The sequence below is a fragment of the Serratia sp. NFX21 genome (assembly GCF_048517035.1).
GTDB classification, from domain to species: Bacteria; Pseudomonadota; Gammaproteobacteria; order Enterobacterales; family Enterobacteriaceae; genus Serratia; species Serratia quinivorans.
The window spans coordinates 4,208,620-4,222,923 of the sequence record NZ_CP183196.1; the positions used below are offsets into that span (position 1 = coordinate 4,208,620).

Below are 14,304 nucleotides of genomic sequence, written 5' to 3' on the forward strand. Positions count from 1 at the left end.
CATTATCGGATGCGATAGCCGATGCTGCGCACCGTCTCAATGCTGAGCGCGTTGTCCGTCAACGCCCCCAGCTTCTGGCGGATATTGCTGATATGCACGTCGACGCTGCGGTCATAGGCTTCTCGTGGGCGGCCTAAACCTTTTTCTGACAGCTCGTCTTTTGATACCACCCGCTCCGGCGCGCGCAGCAGTAACTCCAACAGGTTGAATTCGGAAGCAGTCAGATCAAACGCCTTGCCGCGCCATTCACTGCTGCGGGTCGACGGGTTAAGGGTCAGTTCGCCGAAATTAATCGCAATCTCGTCATCCACCTCATCCGGACGCTCGTCGAAGCGGCGCAGTACCGCACGCAGGCGCGCCACCAGTTCGCGGGGATAGCACGGCTTGGGCATATAGTCGTCGGCGCCCATTTCCAGACCGATAACCCGATCGATGTTATCGCCCTTGGCCGTCAGCATGATGATCGGCATGCGGCTTTTTTTACGCACGTCGCGCAGCACGTCGATACCGCTCATGTCCGGCAGCATGATGTCGAGGATCATTGCGGTGTAATCACCGGACAGCGCGCCTTCCACCCCGGCCTTGCCGGTCAGCACCAGCGTGGCGTTAAAGCCTTCGCCGGTCAGGTATTCGCTCAGCATGGTGCCGAGTTCGAGGTCATCATCGACCAATAAAATTTTCATGCCTTGCTCCTTCGCGGATTTTCGTCATTTTCACGCCTATTTGTCTGCTTCGCAGCCGGTTTTACTCAATCCTTACATATTCCTGAACGCCAGTTAACCACAGCCCGGCCGACGGCGCGTTAAAGAAGAGATATTGGGGGGATGATTTCTTCCCGGCGAAACGCGCCGCCGGGATGGACCTGATACAGGCGTTGGAAAGGGGATAACCCTTAAGCAAAAACACCGGTGGAGAGATAACGATCGCCGCGATCGCAGATGATAGCCACGATCACGCTGCCCGGATTGGCCGCCGCAATCTGTAGCGCACCGGCTACTGCCCCGCCGGAGCTGACGCCGCAGAATATACCTTCGCGCTGCGCCAACTGACGCATGGTCTGTTCAGCGTCGGTTTGCTCAATGTCCAGCACCCGATCCACCAGGTCTGGCCGGAAGATCCCCGGCATATAAGCCGGTGCCCAGCGGCGAATGCCGGGAATACTGCTGCCTTCTGCCGGCTGCAGGCCGATAATCTGCACCTGCGGGTTTTGGCTCTTCAGGTAGCCCCCCACTCCGGTAATGGTGCCGGTGGTGCCCATGCTGGAAACGAAATGGGTCACCCGTTGATGGCTCTGCTGCCAGATTTCCGGACCGGTGGTGGTGAAGTGGGCGTAAGGGTTGTCCAGATTATTGAACTGATCCAGCACCTTGCCCTGTCCCTGATTCTGCATTTCCAGCGCCAGATCGCGTGCGCCTTCCATCCCCACTTCGCGGCTGACCAGGATCAACTCTGCGCCATAGGCACGCATCGCCGCCTGACGTTCCAGGCTCATGTTCTCCGGCATCAGCAGGGTCATCGAATAGCCCTTGAGCGCCGCTATCATCGCCAGTGCAATGCCGGTGTTGCCGCTGGTGGCCTCGATCAACCGATCGCCGGGCTTTATCTCACCGCGCAGCTCCGCCTGCTGGATCATCGCCAGCGCGGCGCGATCCTTTACCGAACCCGCCGGGTTATTGCCTTCCAGTTTGAGCCAAACCTCGCTGCCCAGGCCTGCAGCCAGTCGTTGTAATTTTACCAGCGGGGTATTACCGATGCATTGTTCAAGCGTTGTCACGATCTTTGCCTGTGTTGAAGTGCGAAAAGTAAAAAGGCAACCCCGGGGTTACCTTTCAGACTACTGACAAAGCCCGTTATTAGGGAGAGCGTGCCGAAGGGGTCGTAGCGGCTTGCCCGCCGGAGCGCCCCTCGGTGCGCTAGGCCCGGGTATCTCGGATTCAAAGACAACTTTGCCATCAAACTTAAAGGCAACCCCAGGGTTGCCTTTAAAATGCTGTTGGGGACTATAAGGCTGTGTCCCGCAATAGTTCGTGAGCGCCGCTGGCGGTCATTTGAGCGCGCAGCAAGGCGCGAGTCGTGAGGTTTGGTGGGCCAAATAAGCGGCTCGTAACACAGGTGCGCGTTCAAATGGCCCCAGCCCTTCGGGTCGCGCCCCAAAAGCCCGTACTCTGCGTTGTCGGGCTTGAACGTAGGCCCGCTATGCCCTGCCCCCTTCGCCTTGATTACGGGCTTTTGGGTCTGCGACGGCACCACGAACTATTGCGGGAAACAGCCTAAATTATCAGGCGCTTTTAGCTAACGCAACAGGTTGTAGCAGTTGATCACCGGCGTACAGGCGCGCATTCAGGCTGCCAACGTAGTAGCGGCCACCTCGTACCGGCGGTTCGTTACCCTCCGGCAGCACCACGCTGATAGGTTCCTGATGCCAGCCAATCGGCTGCACGGTCATCTGCCAGAAATGGCCGCGTGGGCTGACTTCCAGCACCTGCACCGGCAGCGGGCAGCGGTCGCTGCTCTCGGTACCGACTTCCATTTCCCACGGGCGCAGGAACAAGTCCACGCGGCCCTGGTGCATTGGCTGGAACGACAACGGCCACTGGTGCGCACCGACGAACAGCTGCGAACCGCGGATCTCGCCGCTCAGGCGGTTCACTTCGCCCATAAATTCCAGCACGAAGCGGCTGGCCGGTTCACGTACAATCTCTTCCGGCGAACCGACCTGCTCAATATTGCCCTGGCTCATCACCACGATACGATCGGCGACTTCCATTGCCTCTTCCTGATCGTGGGTGACAAACACGCTGGTAAATTTCAGTTCTTCATGCAGCTGACGCAGCCAACGGCGCAGTTCTTTACGCACCTGCGCATCCAGCGCGCCGAAGGGTTCATCCAGCAGCAGAATTTGCGGTTCGACCGCCAGTGCACGCGCCAGGGCCACGCGCTGCTTCTGACCACCGGAAAGCTGTGACGGATAACGGTTAGCCAAATGGGCCAACTGCACCATTTCCAGCAACTGGGTCACTTTTTGTTTGATCGCCGCGGCATTCGGGCGCTCACGGCGCGGCAGCACGCTCAGGCCAAAGGCGATGTTGTCGAACACCGTCATGTGGCGGAACAGCGCGTAATGCTGGAACACGAAGCCCACTCGACGATCGCGGGCATGCACGTGGCTGACGTCGGTGCCGTGGAAGCCCAGCTTGCCGCCGCTCTGGCTTTCCAGCCCGGCGATAATACGCAGCAGCGTGGTTTTACCGGAGCCGGACGGCCCCAGCAGCGCCACCATCTCACCGGAGGCAATGTCGAGCGAGATATCGTTCAATACCTTGGTACGACCGAAAAACTTATTGATACCGTTAATCTCAATGCTCATGATTTTCCTCCCGCTCGAGACGTGCATTCTGACGTTCCAGACGCCATTGCAGGCCACTCTTCAAAAATAGGGTCACTATCGCCATCAGGGTCAGCAAACCGGCGGCGGTAAAGGAACCGACCGCGTTGTAATCCTGTTGCAACAACTCCACCTGCAGCGGCAAGCTGAAAGTCTCGCCGCGAATAGAACCGGACACTACCGATACCGCGCCGAACTCACCGATGGCGCGCGCGTTGGTCAATACCACGCCGTACAACAGCGCCCAGCGAATGTTTGGCAAGGTCACCCGGCGGAACATCTGCCAACCAGAAGCGCCCAGCAAAATGGCGGCCTCGTCTTCCTGACTGCCCTGGCTGAGCATCATCGGCACCAGCTCACGTACCACGAACGGACAGGTCACGAAAATGGTCACCAGCACCATGCCCGGCCAGGAGAACATCAGCTGGATATTATGCGCATCCAGCCAACCGCCCAGCAGGCCATTGCTGCCGTAGAACAACAGGTAAATCAGCCCCGCTACCACCGGCGAAACGGCGAACGGGATGTCGATCAGCGTCAGTAACAGTTGACGCCCCGGAAAGGTAAAACGCGTCACCAGCCAGGCCAACAGCGTGCCGAAAATCAGGTTGAACGGCACGGTAATCAAGGCGATCAGCACCGTCAGCCAGATAGCGTGCAACATGTCGTGATCGACCAGGTTGCCCCACATCGCACCAATACCTTTGGAAAAGGCCTCGGCGAAAATCGAAATGATCGGCACCACCAGCAGCAGTACCGAAAACAGCACGCCGATACCGATCAGCGTCCACTTGCCCCAGTTGACGCGCGGGCGTTCAACACCGTTAAACTCAGAGATATCCGTCATCAGTGCCCCCCGATACGTCGGCCAAAGCGGCTCTGCAGAACGTTAATGCTGAACAGCAACAGCAGCGAGGCCGCCAGGATCACCGAGGCAATCGCACTGGCCGCCGGATAATCAAATTCCTGCAAACGAACAAAAATCATCAGCGAGGTCACTTCCGTCTTCCAGGCGATGTTGCCGGCGATAAAGATCACCGCGCCAAACTCGCCCAGGCTGCGGGTAAAGGAGATCGCCGTACCGGCCAACAACGCCGGTGCCAGCTCAGGGATCACCACGCGCCGGAAACTCTGCCAGCGAGTCGCGCCCAGGGTTTCTGCCGCCTCTTCATATTCCGGCCCCAGCTCTTCCAGAACCGGCTGTACGGTGCGTACCACGAACGGCAAGCTGGTAAAGGCCATCGCCACAGCAATGCCGAGCCAGGTAAACGTCACCTTAATGTCAAAATGCGCCAGCCATTGGCCATACCAGCCAGTGGTGGAAAACAGCCCCGCCAGCGTCAGGCCGGCTACCGCCGTCGGCAGTGCAAACGGCAGATCGATCAGACCGTCCAGCAGCGTGCGACCGGGAAAACGATAGCGAGTCAGGATCCAGGCCATCAGCATGCCGAACACCGCGTTAAACAGGCTGGCAACGCCCGCCGCCAGCAGCGTGACCTTATAAGCCGCCACCACCTGCGGGTTGGAAATCACTTCCCAATACTGCGCCAGGCTCATCTGCGCCAACTGCATCACCAACGCGCTGAGCGGCAACAGCAGGATCAGGCAGGTATAAAACAGGCTGCTCCCCAGGCTGAGGCCAAACCCAGGTAAAACCCGCTTGCTGGTCAACGACAACATTACTTATGCCCTGCGGCTAACAGCTGATCCAACTCGCCACCGGTGGAGAAATGCGTTTTCATCACCTGCGGCCAGCCACCAAACTGATCTTCCACCCGGAACAACTTGGTCTCCGGGAACTGACCTTTGGCCGCGGCCATCGCCTGTTTGTCGTAAACGCGATAGTAGTAGCTGGTGATCACCTGCTGTGCTGCCGGGCTGTAGAGATAATTCAGGTAGTCTTTGGCCGCCTGTTCGGTGCCGTTTCTTGCCACGTTTTTATCAACCCAGGCCACCGGGAACTCCGCCAGAATATCGACCGGCGGCACGATCACCTCGTATTTGTCTTCGCCATACTGCTTGCGAATATTGTTCACTTCCGACTCAAAACTGATCAGCACGTCGCCCAGGCCACGCTCGACGAAGGTGGTGGTCGCGCCACGGCCACCGGTGTCAAACACCAGAACGTTTTTCAGGAAACGGGTCATAAAGGCGCGGGTTTTGGCCTGATCATTGCCATCCGCCTGATTGGCAGCGCCCCAGGCGGCCAGATAGGTATAACGGCCATTACCGGAGGTTTTCGGGTTCGGGAACACCAGCTTCACGTCGCCACGCACCAAATCATTCCAGTTATGAATGCCCTTTGGATTGTCCTTACGCACCAGGAAAGCCATGGTGGAATAGAAAGGAGAGCTGTTGTTCGGTAAACGGGTCTGCCAGTCAGCCGGGATCAGTTGGCCGCGATCGTGCAGGATCTGCACGTCGGTCACCTGGTTGTAGGTCACTACGTCGGCGCGCAAGCCCTGCAGGATCGCCAGCGCCTGCTTGGAGGAGCCGGCGTGGGACTGTTTGATAGTCAGTTTGTCGCCAGGGTGCTGTTGGTTCCATTGCTGCTCAAAACCTGGGTTCAGCGCGGTAAACAATTCACGGGAAACGTCATAGGAGCTGTTCAGCAATTCGGTTGCCGACAGCGGGCCGCTGGCTAACAGCGCCGCCGCCAACCATCCTTTCAGTACGATATTTTTAACCCGCGTTTGTTTCATTGTGCACCTTATCACTGAGTCAATCCGTCGGGCTTTCGCCCTGATGTTGACCAGTGTATTTATAACTAGGTGCGGAGCTGTAACGCTTTTATATACCGTTTAGTGATTTTCAAGCATCAAACGCTATAAGGCAGGAGCGGAGCGGCATGGCAGAGGGGGGAAGTAAAACCGGAGCCGACGTAGCCAGCCCCGGTAGAGGTGTTACAGCGACAGCAGGCGCGTCAGTGATGGCGCAAAGTAATAACTGCCGGTCACCGCACGGCTGAAACGCAGCATCGCGTCGCGTTTGCCGTCCAGATCGCCAAACATGCTCAGTAGTTGCTTTTCGATGTTATGCAGACGTGCGCAGTAGGCGATGAAATACAGTCCGTGCTTGCCGCTGGCGGTGCCATAAGGCAGGCTTTGGCGCAGGATCTTCAGCCCCTTGCCGTCTTCTTTCAGATCAACGCGGCTGACGTGCGAGGTGTCCGGGCGTTGCTCCGGAGGCAGTTCTTCGCTGTCATGTTTGGTACGTCCGATAATCTGCTCCTGCTGTTCAGTGGTGAAACGCTGCCACTGACGCAGGTTGTGTTCGTAACGCTGCACCAGCACGTAGCTGCCGCCTGCGTCTTCTTCGCCTTCGGCAATCACCGCCACTTCCGGACGTTGGTCGCCCTGCGGGTTTTCCGTGCCGTCGATAAAGCCGCTCAGGTCACGCTCTTCCACCCAGCGGAAACCGTGGGTTTCTTCTTCAATTTTGATGGCGTTACCGAATGCCGCCAGCGCGGCCTGGGCCAGCGTGAAGTTAACATCATGACGCAGGGATTGAATATGGATCAGCAGGTCACGCTGGGTGGCCGGTGCCAGCCCTTTGCCGAGCGGGGTGAATGGCTTCAGCTCTTTGGCGCCCTGACCGCTGGACAGGTCATGCCAAACGTCATAGCCAAAGGCAACCACCGCGCCCAAATGCGCATCGGGGAACTGCTGTTGCAGCTCGGTCAACGTCTGGCAAAACTGCTTGCAGCCCTGACGAAGTTCGGCAAATTCGCCCTGTACCGTGGCTTCCATAAAAATGGCGAAACGGCAGTGTTCCAGCAAAATGCCGCTCTGAACCTGTGTCATTGTCGTTATCCTCAATAGCAGAATCGGGTAACAGTAGCCTGTTACGAATGCGCAGCATCATACCGCAAGCAGGGGTATTTGCCTTGCCCGAACGCAAAGAAAATAAGGATATCCGTCAAGATGAAGGAAGCTGGGGCGCCGCAGATCGGACGCCCCAAAAGAAGGGTTTACTGAGGTTTGGCGTGCCAGATGATCTTGCTGACCGTCCAGCTTTTCAGCGTGTCATCCGGTGGGATGATATCCTGCGGGCCGGCCCACTTGCCGTTGAAAATGTAAGTCACGTACTTGCTCTGCTCCGCCACACATTCCACCTTGCCGGCATCGTCGCCATCGGCCGGTTTACAGGCACCGAACGCCTTGCTGTACAGGTCGCTGAACGGCGTGCCGAGTTTGCTGCCCCACTCGGTCGCCACCTTGCTGTCCATCACGTCCACACGCTGCACGTGGCCCTTGGGTTCACCGGTGATCACCAGTTTCACGTCATTGCCGTCCATCGCCTGATAGTAAGAAACTATCTGGCCCTGGCTGGTAGCCATACCGCCGCGCAGGCGGTAATCGCCTTTCAACCCGTCGTTGATGGCGCTTTCCGACATCGGGGTGCCGGCGTTCAAATCGCCAACGCCCTTGGCGCTGACCTCAAGGCTGCTGCCAAACCAGTTAAGCGGCGACAGGCTCGACCAGGAGAAGTTCGACATCGTCGAACAGCCGGTCAGTAACAGCGGGAGCCCTAACAATAGTGGGCGAATATTCATCTCTAGCTCCTTAACATCAAAGGCATGGGCCCGGCGTTTTGCTGCGTGCCAGCCTCTCACAACTGCCCACGCTTCGCCATCGGTTGCGAGCTTGGAGTGCAGAAAATAGGAAAAGTGCCGCCGCAGGTGGCAATTACCCCGCTTCGTTCTGTACGGTAAAGCAGGCTTTCAGCCGCTGGTTCAGCAACAGATAGGTCAGGGCCAGCGCATCAAGCAGTATCAGGACAGCATCCAGCGGTGGCTGATTGTCGGCCTGCTGCCACAGGCTGAACAGCGAACCGCCCAGTGCCGCCAGTAGCGAGAGACAAAGCACCCAACGCCAGGCGCGCCACAATCGTGGCCATTGGTGACGCCGTGGAGCCAACAGAAATGCCAACGCCGCCGGCAACCCCAGCATGATGCCGTACCAGAATCTTTGGGTGTCAGGGTAAAACAGCTGCAGCAGCCCTTCACCCTGCTGGCGCGAAGCACCGGCCATCACGAACAAAATCCAGGTCCGGGCCTGTAAAACCAGCACGCCCCAAAACCACAGCGGCAAACGCAGCGCGCCATGATGATCGTAATCGTCGGGGGAAAAACGGTGTGGGAGTGGCTTCAACGTCGATTCCTTGCCAATTTCATTATTATTACTCCTTCAAATGGGAGCCAGATTTATTGTTTTCAATGTGCTCGCTTAAGAACCCCTTAAGATTTTCATGCTTTACTTAACCCCATCAAACCAGCAGTCCTGATTGGCAGGGCTTTAATTCGCGATTGAGATAAGGAAGCTTAAGATGAAAAAATATACCCTGGCCGCATTACTCGCGCTGTGCAGCGCACCGGTTCTGGCACAGCAAGGCGGGTTTATCGATCCTGCCGCACCGCAGGCACAAACGCAAAATACCCAACAGGGCGGCTTCTCCGGCCCAAGCGCGGCGCTGACTACGGTAGACAAGGTGAAGTCGATGAGTGATGACACCTGGGTGATGCTGCAAGGCAACATCGAGCAGCGCGTCGGCGACGACACCTATACCTTCCGCGACGCCAGCGGCACCCTGACGGTGGAGATCGACAGAAAACGCTGGAACGGCCAGACCATCACCCCGAAAGATAAAGTGCAGTTGGAAGGGAAAGTGGATAAAGACTGGAGCAGTGTGGAAGTGGATGTGAAGAACATCAAAAAACTGCCTTAACACGCAGCAACGGGCGGTGAAGCCTCACCGCCCGAATGACGACTCAATATTCCTGATCTTCGATCAGTCGTTTACCCAGGTTGGTCACGTTCTGGATCTCGTAACCGAGTTTTTCGTACATCTCGATCACCGTGTCATTGTCTTCACGTACCACCAGCTGGATCTTCGGGCACCCACGAGCGATCAGCTTCTTCTCCAAACGGTTAATTAACGCATTGGCAATACCGCGCCCGCGATAATCCGGATGTACCCCCAGATAATACGCCGAACCGCGATGGCCATCGTAACCGCCCATCACCGACCCTACGACTTCGCCGCCCACTTCGGCGACCAGAAACAGGCCCGGATCGTGATTCAGTTTGCGCTCGATATCCATCTCAGGATCGTTCCACGGGCGCAGCAGATCGCAGCGCTCCCACAGGGTAATGACTTCTTCAAAGTCGTCTTGCCGAAATACGCGAATTTCCATCGATGTTCGCCGCTGTTAATTAAGATGTTTATCTGATTATCGCGTGATTATTCACTTACGCAATATCAAACTGCGATTTACCCCAGCAATTATCCAGAAATGATCGGTTACCCGCGTAATAAATGGACATAGTTATCAGGTCGATTAATGATTATCAATACGATATAACGTCGCAAAATAGAATTTGTCGACGGAGCGTAGCGTTATGAAAAAGCAGGTTAAACAATTCCTCAATTTTAAGCCGCTCTCCGTTTCCCCCACGCGACGTCAATTACTGCTCTCCGGCCTGGCGTTGGTGCTGCTCGGCAGCAAAAGCCAAAGCGCCGAAGCCGAGTCCGGTGGCATGCTGCGTAACCAACAACCCAAACCGACCGCTAAACCAGCGCCTAAACCCTCCGGCAGCAAAAGGCTGGTGATGATCGACCCTGGCCATGGCGGTATCGACTCCGGCGCGGTTGGCAGCGAAGGCTCACAGGAAAAGCACGTCGTGTTGGAGATTGCCAACCACGTCCGCCGCATCCTGCACGAACAGGAACACGTCGAAGTCCGTCTGACACGGGAAGAAGACGAGTTTATTCCCTTGTTCCAACGGGTGGAGATTGCCCACCAGCATCAGGCCGATCTGTTTATCTCGATTCACGCCGACGGTTTTACCAGCCCGGAAGCCTCAGGCGCTTCGGTATTTGCCCTGTCCAATCGCGGGGCCAGCAGCGCCATGGCGCGTTACCTGTCCAACCGTGAAAACGCCGCCGATGATGTGGCCGGTGGCAAGTACAAAAACCAGGACAACTATCTGCAACAGGTGCTGTTTGATCTGGTGCAGACCGATACCATCAACAACAGCCTGACGCTCGGCCGCCACGTGCTCGGCCAAATCCGGCCGGTACACCACCTGCACAGCAACAGTACGGAACAGGCGGCATTTGCGGTGCTGAAATCCCCGTCTATCCCGTCGGTGCTGGTCGAAACCTCGTTCATTACCAACCCGGCAGAAGAGCGTCTGCTGGGCACCACCGCATTCCGCGAGAAAATCGCCCGCGCCATTGCCGACGGCGTGATCAGTTTCTTCAGCTATTACGATTCACACCAACGAAAACCCGGCTGATACTGCCAGCCGCGGTGAATAAAGGTATACTCTGCGCCTTGTTCAGTCAGACGCTGTGAATTATCCCGTATGAGTTTATCGACCATCGCAGAAGTAAAATCCTTCCTGCTGGCGCTGCAAGACCGCATCTGCACGCAGTTGGCCCAGGCCGACGGCAGCGCCGTTTTCAACGAAGACCGCTGGACGCGTGAAGAAGGCGGCGGTGGCCGCAGCCGGGTGTTGACCGAGGGTGCGGTGTTCGAACAGGCGGGCGTCAACTTCTCACACGTCTCCGGCGCTACCCTGCCCGCTTCCGCTACCGCGCATCGCCCCGAACTGGCCGGACGCAGTTTCCAGGCGATGGGCGTGTCGCTGGTGATCCATCCGCGTAGCCCTTACATTCCGACCAGCCACGCCAACGTGCGCTTTTTCATTGCGGAAAAGCCGGGCGAAGAGCCGGTGTGGTGGTTTGGCGGCGGCTTTGACCTGACGCCGTTTTATGGCTTTGAAGAAGATGCCGTTCACTGGCACCGCACCGCCGAACGGCTGTGTGCGCCCTTCGGTGAGCAGGTCTATCCCAAATACAAAAAGTGGTGCGACGACTATTTCTTTATCAAACACCGTAACGAAGCACGCGGCATCGGCGGCCTGTTCTTTGATGACCTGAACACCCCGGACTTCGCCACCTGCTTCGCGTTTACCCAGGCGGTGGGCGAAGGCTTCCTCGAGGCCTATCTGCCGATCGTAGAGAAACGCAAAACGCTGAGCTGGGGCGATCACGAGCGCCAGTTCCAACTGTATCGTCGCGGCCGCTACGTGGAATTCAATTTGGTCTGGGACCGGGGCACGCTGTTCGGCCTGCAAACCGGTGGCCGCACCGAATCCATCCTGATGTCGATGCCGCCGCTGGTGCGTTGGGAATACAATTATCAACCGGCGGAAGACAGCCCGGAAGCGGCGCTGTACCGTGATTTCCTGCCGGTACGCGATTGGCTGAAGGAGCCGGAATGATGCAGATTTGGGTTGATGCGGACGCCTGTCCCAACGTAATTAAAGAAGTGCTGTTTCGGGCGGCGGAGCGCACCGCAATGTCGGTGACGCTGGTGGCGAACCAGCCGCTGAGAACGCCGCCGTCAAAGCACATCCACACCCTGCAGGTGGCGGCCGGTTTTGACGTGGCGGATAACGAAATCGTGCGCCGCTGCGAGAAAGGCGATCTGGTGATCACCGCCGATATCCCACTGGCAGCGGAAGTGATAGAAAAAGGGGCAGTGGCGCTGAACCCACGCGGTGAACGCTACACCCCGGACACCATTCGTGAGCGCCTGAACATGCGTGACTTTATGGATACCCTGCGCTCCAGCGGCATCCAGACCGGCGGCCCGAATACGCTGAACCAGCGCGATCGCCAGCAGTTCGCCAATGAGCTGGACAAGTGGTTGCAGCAGGCAAAACGGGCGCAGTAATTGCGCCCGCATTCCGTTTAGAAACGCACCTCCCCGCCGAAGATATAGGTTCGGCCGCGGGCGGTGTTGGTCGGTGAGAAGTCTCTTGATTGCGATGGCATGGCGTTCATCTTGTTCAACGCATCGGAATAGTCTTTGTCCATCAGGTTCTGCACGCTGAATTTCAACAACAGATTGCGGTTGAACTGATAGGTGCTGTAAAGATCGATAACGGTCGGGATATGCGGCGCCGGTTCTTTCAACAACTGCTCATTCTCATCGACGTTAGAATCGGGAGAAAGGCGCACAGCCTTGCCGGTGTATTTCACCAGCCCGCCCAGCGTCAATTTCTCATCCAGCAAACGCACTCCCGTATCCAGCGTGAAGTACAATTCCGGCAGCTCGCTAATGTCACCGGCACCGAACACATTGCTGGCCTGATTGGTCGGCTGGCTGGTGTGTTCCTTGCTCAGGGACAGTTTGGTGTAGGCAAAACCGGCGTCGTACATCGCCTCCACTTCCACCCCACGCGACCTGACTGGCTCGTATGAGTTGCTGTACATGGTCATGGCGACATTCACATCGGCGTTATCCCATTCCTCCTGACTAGTCTGGGCACGATTACATTTTTGGCGATTACTGCACACCATGTAGCTCTGGCTGGAAATGTAATTTTTAATTTTCGACTCAAAATACACCGCCTTCAGTTGGAAGCTGTCCTGTTTAAACAGCAGGTCATGAGCATTGGCGTTAAAACCCGCCTGATAGGTTTCTGCCGTTTCCCCCTTCAGGAACGGGTTCATCGACTGCCCACCGCTGTTGGCGAAGAACACTTCCTGAATATTCGGCCCACGCATCGATTTGTTGTAGCTGACGAACGGCTGCAACCACGGTGTTACCTGTGCGGACAACATCACCGCCGGGTTAAAGCCGTGCTCTTTCAAATTGATGTTGCTGGCCCCCTGCGGGAAGCAGGCCACGCGTTCATCACAGGCCGGTTTATAACCGGAAATATCATAGGCGCTGTAGTTCAGGTCAAAATTACCCTGCCAGATGCCGTAATTAAGCTGCAGCCCACTGTAAAGGCTGGCGATATTTTGTTTGCCTGCAATGCCCACCGGCGAACTTTCCGCCTGGCCCTCATCGGTCACCAGCCCGGAGGCGCGCTTCTTGTATTCATTGCGGATCAGCTTGCCGCCATAGCTAAAGGCAAAGTCGACCTCCTGCAGGCTGAAACGGCTGGTGTTATTGACGTCCAGCGCGTCCGAGATATTTTTTGCGGTGCTGTCGCTAAATCCCGCCATATTATCGGACATAAACTTCTGCTCACCCCGGCTGGTACTGGCAGTCAGATTAAAATCAATCAGCTCTGAAAACGGGGCGTAATGATATTTAATATAGAAGTCATTACTGTCGATATGGCGACGGGTGATCTTGTTTTGATAAGTTCTGGCCGACAGTTCAATACTATTAAAAGCGTCGGGTTTAATATCCACTTTAAATAACTGAGATTTGGGATTCTGGCGATAGGTTTTATCGACATTAAACTCTTCACTGTCAAAGCCGGAACCGTTCTTATAATTAGAGGTGATCGAACTGCCACTGATCGCCGCCATGGCTCCCAGGCTACCGCCTTCGCCGAATGCGTCGGTTTTCCCACCCACGGCGATCATACCGCTGCGGCCAATACCGTTATTGCCTACAGAAAACTTGGTGCGCACGCCAAAAGGATTATCCGAAAACACTACGTCATCCACGCCAATGGTGCGGAAGTTGGCGCTGCCTGCCAGCGCATTGACACCGGCGGATCCCGTCGCATTACCGCGTGCCACATCAACGCCGACGATAAAGTTAGGATCGATCAGCGCACCAAACTGGCTGGTTGGCAAACCGCCATGCGCCGCGTCACTGGGTGAACTGCCATAATAGTTCTGGGTAATGCCATCAACCATGGTATTAACGCGGCCAAAACCGCTCATGCCACGAATATTGACGCTGACCGAACCCTGGCCGGGGTCGATCTGGGTATAAGTGCCAGGCATACTGCGCAGAATGCTGTCCACCGACTCCAGATTTTTATTTTCCCCGCGCGAGCTGAAAGCGCCGGGCTTTTCCAACGCTTCTTTTTCACTGCTGCTGGTACTGCTATCTGCCGCCGAAACATTCAACGGGCTGAAAACGACCTTGCCCTTTC

General features: G+C 56.7%; 15 protein-coding genes. 4 read left to right on the plus strand and 11 right to left on the minus strand.

Annotated elements, in window-relative coordinates; translation table 11 throughout:
- Positions 1-2: 2 nt before the first annotated feature.
- The 9 genes from ACNT1W_RS19695 to ACNT1W_RS19735 form a co-directional block, all read right to left on the minus strand.
- The gene (locus tag ACNT1W_RS19695; protein WP_012146164.1) at positions 3-683 is read right to left on the minus strand and encodes a response regulator transcription factor; all 681 of its coding nucleotides are present in this window, start codon (positions 681-683) and stop codon (positions 3-5) included.
- 209 nt (positions 684-892) lie between these two features.
- Positions 893-1,774 carry a cysteine synthase CysM gene (cysM, locus tag ACNT1W_RS19700; protein WP_261131531.1) on the minus strand — a complete coding sequence of 294 codons (882 nt, stop codon included), beginning with the start codon at positions 1,772-1,774 and terminating at the stop codon, positions 893-895.
- A 504-nt stretch (positions 1,775-2,278) separates the two neighbouring features.
- Positions 2,279-3,367, minus strand: a complete 1,089-nt coding sequence (gene cysA / locus ACNT1W_RS19705) for a sulfate/thiosulfate ABC transporter ATP-binding protein CysA (RefSeq protein WP_012146166.1) — start codon at positions 3,365-3,367, stop codon at positions 2,279-2,281.
- Entirely contained in the window at positions 3,357-4,232 is an 876-nt protein-coding gene (gene cysW, locus ACNT1W_RS19710; RefSeq protein WP_112362322.1) for a sulfate/thiosulfate ABC transporter permease CysW, read from the minus strand. The genes cysA and cysW overlap by 11 nt, the downstream gene beginning before the upstream one ends.
- The gene (cysT, locus tag ACNT1W_RS19715; protein ID WP_012146168.1) at positions 4,232-5,065 is read right to left on the minus strand and encodes a sulfate/thiosulfate ABC transporter permease CysT; all 834 of its coding nucleotides are present in this window, start codon (positions 5,063-5,065) and stop codon (positions 4,232-4,234) included. Before cysT ends, cysW begins: the two co-directional genes overlap by 1 nt.
- On the minus strand, positions 5,065-6,087 hold the full coding sequence (locus ACNT1W_RS19720) for a sulfate ABC transporter substrate-binding protein (RefSeq protein WP_419246042.1): 1,023 nt from the start codon (positions 6,085-6,087) through the stop codon (positions 5,065-5,067). The genes cysT and ACNT1W_RS19720 overlap by 1 nt, the downstream gene beginning before the upstream one ends.
- A 201-nt stretch (positions 6,088-6,288) precedes the next feature.
- Positions 6,289-7,188: a Dyp-type peroxidase gene (locus ACNT1W_RS19725; RefSeq protein ID WP_012146170.1), complete on the minus strand. Its 900-nt coding sequence runs from the start codon at positions 7,186-7,188 to the stop codon at positions 6,289-6,291.
- 167 nt (positions 7,189-7,355) lie between these two features.
- Positions 7,356-7,940 (minus strand): RpoE-regulated lipoprotein, encoded by a 585-nt coding sequence (locus tag ACNT1W_RS19730; protein WP_012146171.1) that lies wholly within the window; start codon positions 7,938-7,940, stop codon positions 7,356-7,358.
- Between the two features lie 133 nt (positions 7,941-8,073).
- Positions 8,074-8,538, minus strand: a complete 465-nt coding sequence (locus ACNT1W_RS19735) for a DUF2919 domain-containing protein (RefSeq protein WP_261097781.1) — start codon at positions 8,536-8,538, stop codon at positions 8,074-8,076.
- 175 nt (positions 8,539-8,713) lie between these two features.
- Between ACNT1W_RS19735 and ACNT1W_RS19740 the strand changes: the two genes are divergently transcribed.
- Positions 8,714-9,112, plus strand: a complete 399-nt coding sequence (locus ACNT1W_RS19740) for a YgiW/YdeI family stress tolerance OB fold protein (protein ID WP_419246043.1) — start codon at positions 8,714-8,716, stop codon at positions 9,110-9,112.
- A gap of 43 nt (positions 9,113-9,155) precedes the next feature.
- Here the strand turns inward: ACNT1W_RS19740 and ACNT1W_RS19745 are convergent, their stop codons facing one another.
- Complete coding sequence (locus tag ACNT1W_RS19745) at positions 9,156-9,581, minus strand: GNAT family acetyltransferase (protein WP_012146174.1); 426 nt, start codon at positions 9,579-9,581, stop codon at positions 9,156-9,158.
- Between the two features lie 205 nt (positions 9,582-9,786).
- On the opposite strand from ACNT1W_RS19745, the gene amiA reads away from it, so the two are divergent.
- The 3 genes from amiA to ACNT1W_RS19760 all read left to right on the plus strand — a co-directional run bounded on the left by amiA (position 9,787) and on the right by ACNT1W_RS19760 (position 12,131).
- Positions 9,787-10,686 carry an N-acetylmuramoyl-L-alanine amidase AmiA gene (amiA, locus tag ACNT1W_RS19750; RefSeq protein ID WP_419246044.1) on the plus strand — a complete coding sequence of 300 codons (900 nt, stop codon included), beginning with the start codon at positions 9,787-9,789 and terminating at the stop codon, positions 10,684-10,686.
- A 69-nt stretch (positions 10,687-10,755) separates the two neighbouring features.
- Positions 10,756-11,676: an oxygen-dependent coproporphyrinogen oxidase gene (hemF, locus tag ACNT1W_RS19755; RefSeq protein ID WP_115184108.1), complete on the plus strand. Its 921-nt coding sequence runs from the start codon at positions 10,756-10,758 to the stop codon at positions 11,674-11,676.
- On the plus strand, positions 11,676-12,131 hold the full coding sequence (locus tag ACNT1W_RS19760; RefSeq protein ID WP_004947732.1) for a YaiI/YqxD family protein: 456 nt from the start codon (positions 11,676-11,678) through the stop codon (positions 12,129-12,131). The genes hemF and ACNT1W_RS19760 overlap by 1 nt, the downstream gene beginning before the upstream one ends.
- A 17-nt stretch (positions 12,132-12,148) precedes the next feature.
- On the opposite strand, the gene ACNT1W_RS19765 is transcribed toward ACNT1W_RS19760, so the two are convergent.
- Entirely contained in the window at positions 12,149-14,278 is a 2,130-nt protein-coding gene (locus tag ACNT1W_RS19765; protein WP_375190671.1) for a TonB-dependent receptor domain-containing protein, read from the minus strand.
- Positions 14,279-14,304 lie beyond the last annotated feature (26 nt).